The organism is Pseudomonas sp. 09C 129 (genome assembly GCF_002843625.1).
Taxonomy (GTDB): domain Bacteria; phylum Pseudomonadota; class Gammaproteobacteria; order Pseudomonadales; family Pseudomonadaceae; genus Aquipseudomonas; species Aquipseudomonas chlororaphis.
The window spans coordinates 3,286,593-3,298,656 of the sequence record NZ_CP025261.1 but is presented as its reverse complement, the minus strand read 5'-3'; the positions used below and the strand labels follow the sequence as shown (position 1 = coordinate 3,298,656).

At 66.4% G+C, this 12,064-nt stretch carries 13 protein-coding genes and 1 pseudogene; 5 read left to right on the top strand and 9 right to left on the bottom strand.

Features of this window, described 5'->3' with window-relative positions:
- Positions 1–2: 2 nt before the first annotated feature.
- From CXQ81_RS14960 to CXQ81_RS14940, 5 genes are all read right to left on the bottom strand, one after another.
- Positions 3–818 (bottom strand): CoA ester lyase, encoded by an 816-nt coding sequence (locus tag CXQ81_RS14960; protein WP_101337647.1) that lies wholly within the window; start codon positions 816–818, stop codon positions 3–5.
- Positions 819–999: 181 nt separating this feature from the next.
- Complete coding sequence (locus CXQ81_RS14955; RefSeq protein ID WP_101337646.1) at positions 1,000–2,205, bottom strand: CaiB/BaiF CoA-transferase family protein; 1,206 nt, start codon at positions 2,203–2,205, stop codon at positions 1,000–1,002.
- A gap of 20 nt (positions 2,206–2,225) precedes the next feature.
- Positions 2,226–3,575, bottom strand: a complete 1,350-nt coding sequence (locus CXQ81_RS14950; RefSeq protein ID WP_101337645.1) for an MmgE/PrpD family protein — start codon at positions 3,573–3,575, stop codon at positions 2,226–2,228.
- Between the two features lie 10 nt (positions 3,576–3,585).
- Complete coding sequence (locus CXQ81_RS14945) at positions 3,586–4,749, bottom strand: acyl-CoA dehydrogenase family protein (RefSeq protein WP_101337644.1); 1,164 nt, start codon at positions 4,747–4,749, stop codon at positions 3,586–3,588.
- Between the two features lie 40 nt (positions 4,750–4,789).
- On the bottom strand, positions 4,790–5,629 hold the full coding sequence (locus tag CXQ81_RS14940) for a MaoC family dehydratase N-terminal domain-containing protein (protein ID WP_101337643.1): 840 nt from the start codon (positions 5,627–5,629) through the stop codon (positions 4,790–4,792).
- Between the two features lie 137 nt (positions 5,630–5,766).
- On the opposite strand from CXQ81_RS14940, the gene CXQ81_RS14935 reads away from it, so the two are divergent.
- Positions 5,767–6,654, top strand: a complete 888-nt coding sequence (locus CXQ81_RS14935) for a LysR family transcriptional regulator (RefSeq protein WP_101337642.1) — start codon at positions 5,767–5,769, stop codon at positions 6,652–6,654.
- A 134-nt stretch (positions 6,655–6,788) separates the two neighbouring features.
- Positions 6,789–7,355: a GNAT family N-acetyltransferase gene (locus CXQ81_RS14930; RefSeq protein ID WP_007931250.1), complete on the top strand. Its 567-nt coding sequence runs from the start codon at positions 6,789–6,791 to the stop codon at positions 7,353–7,355.
- Between the two features lie 7 nt (positions 7,356–7,362).
- Here CXQ81_RS14930 and CXQ81_RS14925 read toward each other — a convergent pair.
- A pseudogene (locus CXQ81_RS14925) lies at positions 7,363–7,467 on the bottom strand (zinc ribbon domain-containing protein); the annotation flags it as partial.
- Positions 7,468–7,520: 53 nt separating this feature from the next.
- On the opposite strand from CXQ81_RS14925, the gene CXQ81_RS14920 reads away from it, so the two are divergent.
- The 3 genes from CXQ81_RS14920 to CXQ81_RS14910 all read left to right on the top strand — a co-directional run bounded on the left by CXQ81_RS14920 (position 7,521) and on the right by CXQ81_RS14910 (position 9,177).
- On the top strand, positions 7,521–8,006 hold the full coding sequence (locus CXQ81_RS14920; protein ID WP_101337641.1) for a GFA family protein: 486 nt from the start codon (positions 7,521–7,523) through the stop codon (positions 8,004–8,006).
- 104 nt (positions 8,007–8,110) lie between these two features.
- The gene (locus CXQ81_RS14915) at positions 8,111–8,356 is read left to right on the top strand and encodes a hypothetical protein (RefSeq protein ID WP_053260775.1); all 246 of its coding nucleotides are present in this window, start codon (positions 8,111–8,113) and stop codon (positions 8,354–8,356) included.
- A gap of 5 nt (positions 8,357–8,361) precedes the next feature.
- Entirely contained in the window at positions 8,362–9,177 is an 816-nt protein-coding gene (locus tag CXQ81_RS14910; protein WP_101337640.1) for a MipA/OmpV family protein, read from the top strand.
- A gap of 44 nt (positions 9,178–9,221) precedes the next feature.
- Here the strand turns inward: CXQ81_RS14910 and CXQ81_RS14905 are convergent, their stop codons facing one another.
- From CXQ81_RS14905 to CXQ81_RS14895, 3 genes are all read right to left on the bottom strand, one after another.
- A complete protein-coding gene (locus CXQ81_RS14905) occupies positions 9,222–10,496 on the bottom strand; it encodes an ATP-binding protein (protein WP_101337639.1) in 1,275 nt (424 codons plus the stop codon).
- Positions 10,497–11,204 (bottom strand): winged helix-turn-helix domain-containing protein, encoded by a 708-nt coding sequence (locus tag CXQ81_RS14900; RefSeq protein WP_007923858.1) that lies wholly within the window; start codon positions 11,202–11,204, stop codon positions 10,497–10,499.
- 172 nt (positions 11,205–11,376) lie between these two features.
- On the bottom strand, positions 11,377–11,982 hold the full coding sequence (locus CXQ81_RS14895) for a tRNA-(ms[2]io[6]A)-hydroxylase (RefSeq protein ID WP_007923860.1): 606 nt from the start codon (positions 11,980–11,982) through the stop codon (positions 11,377–11,379).
- Between the last annotated feature and the right edge of the window lie 82 nt (positions 11,983–12,064).

Below are 12,064 nucleotides of genomic sequence, written 5' to 3'. Positions count from 1 at the left end.
ATTCAGGGACTCAGCGCCAGCAAGCGCTGGGCCCGCAGCAGCACTGGCGCGTCGACCATCTGGCCGTCGATCTGGTAGGCCCCGGCGCCGTGGCTGCCGGCGTCCACCACCCGTTGCGCCCAAGCCAGGTCTTCGGCGCTGGGGGCCAGGGCCTGGTGGATCACCGGCACCTGTTTCGGGTGAATGCACAAGGCGCCGGCAAAACCCATTTCATAGGCGTGGCGAATGGACTGGTGCAAACCTTCGGGGTCGTCGATGGCCGGGTGCACGCCATCCAATGGCGGCACCAGGCCGGCGGCGCGCGAGTGCAGGATCAGCGCCAGCCGCGCCTGGTCGAGGGCGAACTGCGCCGCCGCCGAACCGCTGCACAGGTTGAGGTCCAGTGCCAGGTCCAGGCCGCCGAAAGACAGGCGCTGCACCGCAGGAGCCCGGGCGATTTCCGCCAAAGCCAAGAGCCCGCGCGCGCTTTCGATGATCGGCCAGATCTGCTTGCCGGTGGCCGCCACGGTCGCCACCTGGGCGGCGCTTTCGACCTTGGGCAGCAGGATGCCGACCACCCCGGCCTGGGCTTTGCAGAACCCCAGGTCGGCGGCATGTTCGGCATGTTCCGGGGCATTGACCCGCACCCACAACTGGACCTGGGGCTGGCTGTTGAGGAACTGGCCGAGGTTGTCCCGGGCCTGGCGCTTGAGCGGCTCTTCCACGGCGTCCTCGAAGTCGACGATCACCACGTCGGCGCCGCTGGCCAGGGCCTTGCCGAAACGCTCGGGACGGCTGCCCGGGACAAACAAGGCAGAGCGGACAATAGGGTTGGGCATGTTGAATTCCTTGTAAGTGATGCGGGGTCCGCGGACCGGGGCACAGCAGATTTTTTTCTCTGTAGGAGCGAGGCTTGCCCGCGATGAGGCCCACAAGATCGATGCAAACCTCAAGGACCTCATCGCCAGCAATCGAGCGTCGACCGGCTGCTCCTACAGAAGCCGTGCAAGCCAGCTGACCTCAGATCACGCCGTCGGCCCGCAGCTGTTCGATGGCCTCGCTGGACAGGCCCAGTTCGGCGAGGATCGCGCCGCTGTGCTGGCCCAGCCCGGGAACGCCGTCCATGCGCGGCTCGAACGCGGCATTGCGCGCCGGCGGCAGCAGCGACGGCAGCTTGCCGGCCGGACTGTCGACCTCGCGCCAGCCGTCGCGGGCCTTGAGCTGCGGGTGCTGCCACACGCCCTGCATGTCGTTGACCCGGGCGCTGGCGATCTGCGCCTGCTCCAGCCGCTCGATCACCGCCTCCACCGTCAGCCGGGCGAAGCTGTCGACGATGATCTGCCGCAGCGCCTCGCGATTGGCCGAGCGCTTGAAGTTGGCCGAGAAGCGTTCGTCGCCGGCCAGCTCCGGCATCAGCAGCACCTTGTCGCAGAACGCCGCCCACTCGCGTTCGTTCTGCAGGCCGAGCATCACCGTGCCGCCATCCCCCGCCGGGAACGGCCCGTAGGGGTAGATGGTCGAGTGCGCCGCGCCGGCCCGGGGCGGTGGCGGCGCGCCGTCGAAGGCGTAGTACATCGGGTAGCCCATCCACTCCACCAGGCTTTCCAGCATGCTCACGTCGATGCGGCTACCCTGCCCGGTCCTGCCGCGCAGCAACAGCGCCGAGAGGATGCCGCTGTAGGCGTACATGCCGGCGGCGATGTCGGCGATCGAGCAGCCGGCCTTGGCCAGTTGCTCCTCGCCCGGGCCGCCGGTCACCGACAGGAACCCGCCCTCGCTCTGGATCAGCAGGTCGTAGGCCTTTTTCTTCTCATAAGGGCCGCCCTCGCCATAACCGGAAATGTCACAGACGATCAGCCGCGGAAAGCGTTCATGCAGTGCCTCGAACGACAGGCCCATGCGCGCCGCCGCGCCCGGGGCGAGGTTCTGCACCAGCACGTCGGCCTGGGCCAGCAGGCGCTCAAGAATGTCGCCGGCGGCGTCCTGCTTGAGGTCCAGGGTCAGGCTTTCCTTGGAACGGTTGGTCCAGACGAAATGCGAGGCCAGGCCGCGCACGCGCTCGTCGTAGCCACGGGCAAAATCGCCGCTGCCGGGGCGTTCGACCTTGATCACCCGGGCGCCCAGGTCGGCCAGTTGGCGGGTGCAGAACGGCGCGGCGATGGCGTGTTCCAGGCTGACCACGGTGATGCCGTCCAGCGGCCGGGGTTGTGCGGTATTAAGTGTCATAAGGCGTCCTCGGGGCAGGCTCAGAGCAATTCGTTCAGTCGCGCGGTGTCGCGCAGGTTCCATACCTGGCGGATCAGGGCCGCGCCCTGCTCCGCCGTGCGCGCGCCGGAGAAGCGCAGCAGACGCTGGAACTTGTCGGCTAGCTCGGCCCGCGACAGACCGTTGCCCGGATCGCCCTTGGGCTCGTCGATGGCACCGTGCAGGGTGCGGCCATCGTCGGTGCTGACCACTACACGGCCCAGCCAACGCTGCGGATAGGCGCGGTCCACCTCGGGGTCGAGGCGCATCGACACCTTGTCGCGAAACGCCGCCACCGCCGGGTCGTTCAGCGCCAGCTCATGGAACTCCGGCAGCCCGGCCTTGCCATGCACGGCGATCAGGCCGAGCACGGTGCCCATGGAGAATTTGGCCTGGTGCACGGTCTGCGGCACGCTCACCCGCCCCAGCACATCGATGGCGCCCTGGTGCACGCGGGTTTCCACGCTGACGATCCGCTCATGGCTGAGGCCTTCGCCCTGCATCAGCGCCAGCAAGGCATCGGCGGCCGGATGGGTGTGGCGGCAGGAGGCGTGGAACTTGAACGAGGTTTCCAGCAAGGCCCAGCGACTGCCCAGACGGTCGGACAGGCGCGCTGGCTCGGCATCCCAGGACATGCCCGCGGCCATGCCCTGCTCGCCTTCGAGAATATTGCGCGCGCCGGTCAGCCCGTCGCGGGTCAGGTAGGCGGCGAGCAGCCCGTCGGCCGCGGCCTTGGCCGTGTGCAGCTGCTTGGAGTCCGCGGCGTCGCGCAAAAACTCCCAAAGCCCGGCGGCCTGGGTCCCGGCGCTGCCCAGCAGATTGATGAACTGCGCCTGGTCGAAGCCCATCAGCTTGCCCACCGCCACGGCGGCGGCGAGGGTGCCGACGGTGGCCGTGGTGTGGAAGATCCGGTAATGGGAGCGGCCCATGAACTCGCCAATGCGAATCCCCGCCTCGTAGCCGGCCACCGCCGCCAGCAGCAGCTCCTGGCCGGACTTGCCGAGGTCCTGGGCCGCCGCCAACGCGGCCGGGAACACCACGGTGGCCGGGTGCAGCACTGAGCTGTTGTGCAGGTCGTCCTGCTCCACCAAATGGGAAGACGCGGCGTTCACCAGGGCGGCGAAATAGGCCGAGCTGCCGCGGCCGTTGACCAGGATCCGCGCCGGACCATCGGCCGGGCCCATCTGCTGGGCGTAACGCTCGAACAACGGGATCGGATGCGCGCCCTGGCTGGCCAGGGCCGAGCCGAGCCAGTCGAGGAACAGCTCTTCGGTGCGCGCCAGCACGCTGTCGGGCAACTGCGGGTAACTCAGGCCGGCAAGGAACCCGGCCAAGGCTTGGGTATGGCTCATGCTCGGTTCCTCAGAAGCTGCGCGGCAGTTCGAGCAGGTGCTCGGCCACATAGGACAGGATCAGGTTGGTGGAGATCGGCGCCACCTGGTACAGGCGGGTCTCGCGGAACTTGCGCTCGACGTCGTATTCGCAGGCGAAGCCAAAACCGCCATGGGTCTGCAGGCAGGCGTTGGCCGCCTCCCACGAGGCCTTGGCTGCCAGGTACTTGGCCATGTTGGCGCTGGCCCCGGCGTTGCCGCCGCTGTCGTATTCCTCGCAGGCGCGCCAGCGCATCAGGTCGGCGGCCTCGATCTCGACATGGGCTTCGGCGATGGGGAACTGCACGCCCTGGTTCTGCCCGATGGGCCGGCCGAACACCACGCGGTCGCGGGCGTACTGGCTGGCCTTTTCGATAAACCAGCGGCCGTCGCCGATGCACTCGGCGGCAATCAGCGTGCGCTCGGCGTTGAGGCCGTCGAGGATGTACTTGAAGCCCTTGCCCTCCTCGCCGATCAGGCTGTCGGCGGGGATTTCCAGGTTGTCGAAGAACAGCTCGTTGGTCTCGTGGTTGACCATGTTGGCGATCGGCTGCACGGTCAGGCCGTGGCCGATGGCCTCGCGCAGGTCGACCAGGAAAATCGACATGCCTTCGGACTTCTTCTTGACCTCGGCCAGCGGCGTGGTGCGCGCCAGCAGGATCATCAGGTCGGAATGCTGGATCCGCGAGATCCACACCTTCTGCCCGTTGATCACGTACTTGCCGCCACGCTTGATCGCGGTGGTCTTGATCTTGGTGGTGTCGGTGCCGGTGGTGGGCTCGGTGACGCCCATCGATTGCAAGCGCAGTTCGCCGCTGGCGAGCTTTGGCAGGTAGAAACGCTTCTGCGCTTCGCTGCCGTGCCGCAGCAGGGTGAACATGTTGTACATCTGCCCGTGCACGGTGCCGGAGTTGCCGCCGCAGCGGTTCACCTCCTCCAGGATCACCGAGGCTTCGGCCAGGCCCAGGCCCGAGCCGCCGTATTCGGCCGGGATCATCGCCGCCAGCCAGCCGGCGTCGGTCAGGGCCTTGACGAAGCGTTCCGGGAAACCCTTTTCTTCATCGATCTTGCGCCAGTAGGCGGCATCGAACTCGGCGCACAGGGCCCGCACGCCTTCACGGATGGCATTCAATTCTTCATTGCTGTTGGGGTTCATCGAATGGCTCTCCGCCTGTGGTTATTGTGCTGGGATGGGGTCATTCCGGGATGGCGTCGAACAGCACTTCGCCGCGCTGGGCCAGGCCGGCGTCGTTGCCGGCCCAGAGCTCGGCGACGCCGGGGCGGACGATGCGCCCGCCGACCTCGAACGGCTGCGGCGCAATCAAGGGCCGCAGGCCGCGATAAGAAAACCGCCGCAGCCGGGCTCCGGGGTGGGCGCGGCAGAAGGCGCGCAGGCTGAGGGTGGCGATCAATGGGCCATGGACCACCAGCCCCGGATAACCTTCGGTCGCGGTGACGTAGGGAAAGTCGTAGTGGATGCGATGGCCGTTGAAGGTCACGGCGCTGTAGCGGAACAGCAGGGTCGGGCTGGGCTCGACGGTTTCGCGCCAGTCGCCCTGGATCAGCGGCTCGCCGCTGGCCTGCTTGGGCGGGGTCGGTTCGCGGTAGACGATGTCCTGTTCCTCGCGAATCGCCAGGCGACCGTCCTGGGAATACTCATGGCGCACAGTAACGAACAGCAGCGCACCGGTGCGCCCGGTCTTTTCCTCGACCTGGCTGATGGTCGACACGCATTGCGCCTCGAACCCGGCGCGCAACGGCTCGAAGAACTCCAGCCGGCCACCGGCCCACATGCGGTTGCGATTGGCCGCCGGCGGCAGGAAGCCACCACGGGCCGGATGGCCGTCGCCACCCAGGGCGCTTTCGGCCAGGGGCTCCTGGAAAAAGCACCATTGCCACAGCGGCGGCAAGGCCGCGCCAGGGGCCGGCACGGGTTCGCCAAAGGTCGCGGCGATGCGCTTGAGCAGGTTGTCGCTGAGCAGGTCTCGGGCTTGCTGGCTACGGCCTGTCCAGGCGCTGGGGTCGGTCACGCTCATCGGGTCGGGTCCTGTTGCGGTGGTGGTGAGCCCGATCATGCAAGCCGCTGCGCGTTCTGAGAATTTGCATTTCAATAAACCGGCGTTCGGTTATGCTGAACGCCGCTTTGCCCCTCTTCCCTCCCAGGAGCCCGCCCATGCATTTCGATCTGGCCGACCTGCGCCTGTTTATCCATATCGCCGAATCGCCGAGCCTGACCCAGGGCGCCAAGCGCGCCTTTCTTTCGCCGGCGGCGGCCAGCGCGCGGATCAAGGCCCTGGAAAGCCAGCTCGAAACCCGCCTGCTGTACCGCGACAGCCGCGGCGTCGAAGTCACCCCGGCCGGCGAGCGGCTGTTGCAGCATGCGCGGCTGATCATGCGCCAGGTGGATTACCTGAAAAGCGAGTTCACCCAGTACGGCGGCGACTCCACCGGGCATATGCGCATCTTCGCCAACACCACGGCGGTGACCGAATTCCTCCCGGAGATCCTCGCCGGCTTTCTGTCGAAACGCCCGGGGGTCACGGTGGACCTGCAGGAACGCCTGTCCCGCGACATCGTGCGTGGCGTGCTCGACGGCACCGCCGACATGGGCATCATCGCCGGCCCGGTGGAAGCCAGTGGCCTGCAAGTCCTGCATTTCAGCACCGACCACCTGGTGCTGATCCTGCCGGTCGACCACCCGCTGACGACGCAGCCGGCGGTGACCCTGGAGCAGACCCTGACCTACCAGCACATCGGCCTGCACGAAGGCAGCACCTTGCTGAGTTTTTTGCGCGAACACGTGGAGCGCACCGGCAAGCAGCTGTCGCTGCGGATCCAGGTGTCGAGCTTCGAAGCGATCTGCCGCATGGTCGAGGCCGGCGTGGGCATCGGCATCATTCCCGAATCGGCCGCGATCCGACACAGCCGCACCATGCAGCTGGTGACGGTGAAACTCGACGAGGCCTGGGCGGTGCGCGAGCGCAGCATCATTGTCCGTGAGCTGGAGGCCCTGCCCGGCACCGTGCGGGCGCTGATCGCCACCCTGATGCCCGAGGCCTGATCGCTCGGAGGCCAATCTGCCCCCTGGCGCAAAACCCTCTGCGACACCGCCGCCCGTTGACCTGAATCAAGGGCCCGGCGCCTGACAGGTGTGAATGTTCAGGCAAACCTCTGCACCTTCACGGAGACTTGCCCATGACCAGCACCGCCCTCCACACGCCTGCCCTGGCCGCCTTCGCCCGGTACAAAGGCGAACACTGGATAGACGCCCTCAACGACGGCAGCCCGGTGCTGATCCGCCCGTTGCGCGCCGAAGACCGCGAGCGGGAAAAGGCCTTTATCGAGAACCTTTCGCCGACCACCCGGCACCACCGCTTCCTGGGCGAAGTGAAGGAAGTCGGCGAGGCCCTGCTCAGCCAGTTGATGGATGTCGATGGCTGCGAGCGCGTGGCTTACGTGGCCCTGGTCCACGACAACGGCTCGCTGCGGGAAATCGGCATCAGCCGCTATGCCACCATCGGCACCGACGCGGACACCTGTGAGTTCGCCGTCACCGTGGCCGACGAATGGCAGCACAAGGGCCTGGACGCCTTGCTGATGCACCATCTGGTCGACCGGGCCAAGGGCCAGGGCTTCAAGCAGATGTACTCCCTTGATTGCCCGGCCAATCACCGCATGCGCGAACTGGCCGCGACCCTGGGTTTCCACCGCGCCATCGACCCGGACGACGCGACCCAGGTCCGTTACCACCTGGCGCTGTAGGCCGGCCTCAGCCCGCCGCCCCGCCACACTGCGCGCAAAACCGCACGCCGGTGGCCAGCGTGTTGCCGCACTGGCGGCACGCGGCGGGCTGCAGCGAGGTCCCGCACTGCTGGCAAAAACGCGACTAGGCTGTCGCTCATGCCCCATGGATCGTCGGAGGTCGTCATGCAACTCGAAGGTTCCTGCCATTGCGGCGCTGTCCACTTCAGCCTGGACAGCGCCCACCCTTACCCCTATCAACGCTGCTACTGCTCGATCTGCCGCAAGACCCAGGGCGGCGGCGGGTATGCGATCAACCTCGGCGGCGACGCCGCCAGCCTGAAAGTCCGCGGCCGCCAGCACATCTCGATCTACCACGCGCTGCTCAGGGAACCCGGCAAACGTGCCCGGCGCAGCAGCGCCGAACGGCATTTCTGCAGCCGCTGCGGCTCCGGGTTGTGGCTGTTCAGCCCAGAGTGGCCGGAACTGATCCATCCCTTCGCCTCGGCCATCGACACGCCGTTGCCGATACCGCCGGAACACACCCACCTGATGCTCGACTCCAGGGCGTCCTGGGTGGAAATCGACTGGCATCCCCATGACCTGCAATTCGCCCACTACCCCGAGGAATCTATTGCTCAGTGGCATGAGCGCCTGGACCTGCAACGCTAAGCGCCGGGCATTCACAGTCTTTGACAGTTTTGCGACAAAGCTGCCAAAGATTGCCCGCACCCGCGTCCCTAGCATGAGCGCATCCATTTCCCCACGGGTGCGCCATGTACGGTCGATTCTTCACGCTCTTCATTGGTGTGCTGCTCGGCGGCCTCAGCTGCCAGGGCACGCCGCCCCCGAAGCCCAGCGTCGAACCGCCGCCTGAAATCGCCACGCCACCCGAGACCGCCCTCCGCGCCAAGCCGGCCCCTGTCGCCCCGGCGCGCAAGGTCGCCCAGCGCCCGCGCGATGGCCTGGGCAGTTCCTATTCCAAAGCCAATGACCACTCCCACACCCTGCTGAGTTTCTAGCCGCGATGAAGACCTCGATCCGTCCGAAAACCTTGTGCCTGTCCCTTGCTGCGCTGCCTCTGGCTTCGCTGTGCCTGCTGATGCCCTGCGGCCCGCTCTACGCCGCGGACTGGCAATACCAACTGCAAGCCGGCGTGGCCAGCCTGCCGCGCTACAGCGGCAGCGACGAACGCAGCGTCGTCCCGATCCTGGGCGGCGAAATCGTCAGCCCCTACGGGGTGTTTCTCAACACCGAACAGGGCCTTGGCTGGGGCCATGAATGGGGCGACCTGGCGTTCAGCACCTGGGTCGGCCCCAGCGAAGCACGCAAGGACCGCAAGAGCGGCTACAAGGGCTCGGACCATCTGGCCGGCATGGGCTCGATCAAGTCCCGCGCGCAGTTTGGCGCCCACCTGGGCTACACCCTGGGCACCGTGGAGCTCGGGGCCACGCTGCAGCATGCGCTGAAGAAGAACGACGACCCGGACACCGGCTCGGCCTACAACCACCTGCAACTGAGCATCGGCAGCACGCTGTATGAGGGCCGGTACGGGCGCCTCGAGGGCAGCCTCAACAGCCAGTTCGGCGACGGCGACTACCTGCGCACCTGGTATGGCGTCAGCAACGCCCAGGCTGGCAGGACCCGCTTCGGCGCCTATCGGCCCAAGGGTGGTTTTCTCAGCCGGGGCGGCGACCTGACCTGGACCGTGCCGGTCAGTGAACAGATGAACGTATCGACGGTGCTGGCGCTGCAGTACCTGGGGCGGGAGGCGGCGGACAGCCCGATTGTCGAGCGGCGGCTGCAGACGTCGCTGGCGACCACGCTGGAGTACAGCTTTTAAGAGGTGTTGACCGTTCTGACGTTATCGCGCGCAAGCTGCCTGGGCTATTCGAGCTGCGCCCAGGTCATGCGAAACGACGCGCCGCCCCACTGCGAATCCGTCACCTCGACCTGGCCGCCGTGGGACTGCGACACCCGCCGCACCAGCGCCAGGCCAAGGCCGAAACCGCCGGTGCGGCGGTCGCGGCTGGCGTCGAGCCGGGAGAACGGCTCGAAGATCTTCGCCCGCCCTGCCACCGGCACGCCCGGGCCGTCGTCGTTGACCTGGACCTCATAACCCTGCCCAACCTGCACCAGGGACACCTCGACGCGCCGTTCGGCGTAGCGAATGGCATTGCGCAGCAGGTTGATCACCGCCCGCGCCATGAACCGCGGTTCGATGCTGATGTACTCGACCTCACAGGCCCGGATCGCCATCTGCACCCCCGCCGCCTCCGCCTCCAGGGCGACACTGCCGACCACGCTGTCGAGCCAGTTGCGGGCCTGGATGGTCTCGCGGTTGATCACCGTGGCGCCGTGTTCCAGGCTGGCGTAGGTCAGCAGTTCGGAAACCATTTCCTCCAGCTCGCCGAGGTCGGCGTACATGTCGGCGATCAGCTCGCGGCTCTGCCGCGGGTCGGACTGCTTGAGCTGGTCAAGCTCGAACGACAAGCGGGCGATGGGCGTGCGCAATTCATGGGACACCGCGTTGGTCAGCTCGCGCTGATTGGCGATCAGGCCTTCGATGCGGCTGGCCATCTGGTTGAAGTGCTGCGCCAGGTCGCGCACGCTGGAGCGCCGCGGCAGGCGGATGCGCGAGCCCAGGTCGTTATTGCCGAAGCGCTGGGCCGCCAGGCGGATCAGCTCCAGGTCGCGCCAATGCGGGCGTACCCAGAAATACAGGACCAGCGCCAGGCTGGCCCCGAGAAAGGCATAGGCCCAGAAATACAGCCACTTGGGCTCTTCCGGCAAGCGGATGCTCAGCAACTGCGGGCCGCCGTCGAGGTTGGCGATGAACTCGCTGAAGTCGCCGCGCACCACCAGTTTGTTCTCGGCCAGCAGCTGGCGTTCGCGCTCGGACAGGTCCAGCTCATCCGCCTGCAACAGCCTCAGGCGCATGCCGTAGTGTTGTTGCAGCTCGGCCAGCCGCTGCTCGCGCGCCGCTCCCGTGACCGGCGACAGTTGGTTGACCAGGCTGTATCCCGGCCCGCGCATGGCCTCGCGGTTGTAGGTTTCGTTGGCGTCCGGCAACAGCTCGGAAAAGGTGTAGTTGACCGCCCAGATGGCCCCCGCCAGCCCCAGGGCCAGGATGATGTACAGACGCAGAAACAGCCGCAGCATCTAGAGCTCCCAGGCGAACGGATTGAACAGATAGCCCTTGCCCCAGATGGTCTTGATGCACACCGGCTCGCGAGGGTTGTCCTGGAGTTTGCCGCGCAGCTTGCTGATGTAGACATCGACGCTGCGGTTGAGGCCGTCGAAGGCGATGCCGCGCATGCGGTTGAGGATGTCGTCGCGGGAGAGGATTTTGCCCGCCGAGCTGGCCAGCAGCCACAGCAGCTCGAACTCCATGGTGGTCAACTCGATCAGCTCGCCGGCCAGGCGCACTTCCCGGCAACTGCGGTCGAGGGTCAGGCTGCCGAACTCCAGCGCGCCGCGCACCGTCGGCTCCGGCACCTGGCGCCGTTGCAGGGCGCGCAGGCGGGCCAGCAGCACCGGCGGCTTGATCGGTTTGATCACGTAGTCGTCGGCGCCGGACTCAAGACCGAGGATATGGTCCAGGTCGTCTTCCTTGGCGGTGAGAATGACGATGGGCGTGTCCGCCACGTTGCGGATCTCCCGGCACACGTGCAGGCCGCTCTGGCCCGGCAGCATCAGGTCGAGGACGACGATTTTCGGCTTGAACTCGAGAAAGGCCGCCAGCGCCACATCGCCACGATGTACCGTCAGGACCTCGAAACCGTGTTGGGACAGGAAGTGCGCGATCAGCCCGGCGAGCTTCTCGTCATCTTCCACCAGCAATACTTTGCCAAGACCCGGGTTATCCATAAATACCAGTCTGAGTGCGCACAATTGGGGCGCGCATTATAGGCGGCATCGGATAAGTCTGAGACCAGGGCAGACAGCAAAAACCGGCCCAGATGGCCGGTTTTCAATGATGTTTCATGCTTTTAAGAGTTTTTTACAATTTGCCCGTAGTTTTGAACCGACTTGGGCCGTTTTACAGAGTAGGCACGCCGCTGTGGAAGCGGAACTCCACGTCCGGCGACTCGATCAGTTCGCGCTCGGCGGCGCGCACCTTCTCGATCACCTGGGCGATGTCCTTGGCGTCGCCGTACTGATAGGCCAGCTTCAGGTAACCCTGGAAGTGCCGGGCCTCGCTTTTCAGCAGGCCGAAGTAGAACTTGCCCAGTTCTTCGTCCAGGTGCGGCACCAGCGCCTCGAAACGCTCGCAGCTGCGGGCCTCGATAAAGGCGCCGACCACCAGGGTGTCCACCAGCTTCACCGGTTCGTGGCTGCGCACCACCTTGCGCAGGCCCGAGGCATAACGCCCGGCCGACAACTGGCGCAGTTCGATCTTGCGCCGTTTCATCAGGCGCATGACCTGTTCGTGGTGCACCAGCTCTTCCCGGGCCAGGCGCGACATCATGTTGATCAGATCGACATGGGAGTGGTACTTGGCGATCAGGCTCAGGGCCGTGCTGGCCGCCTTGAACTCGCAGTTCTTGTGGTCGATCAGCAGGGTTTCCTGATCCGCCAGGGCCGCCTGGACCCAGGCATCCGGCGTGGGGCAGCCGAGGAACTCGTGAATTTCCGGCAGGTTCATGGTCGTTCGTCCTTCAGGGCAGCCTTCAAGGAAATGAGCGCGCAAGGCAGGACGGTGGCGACTTCAGGGATCGATAACATGG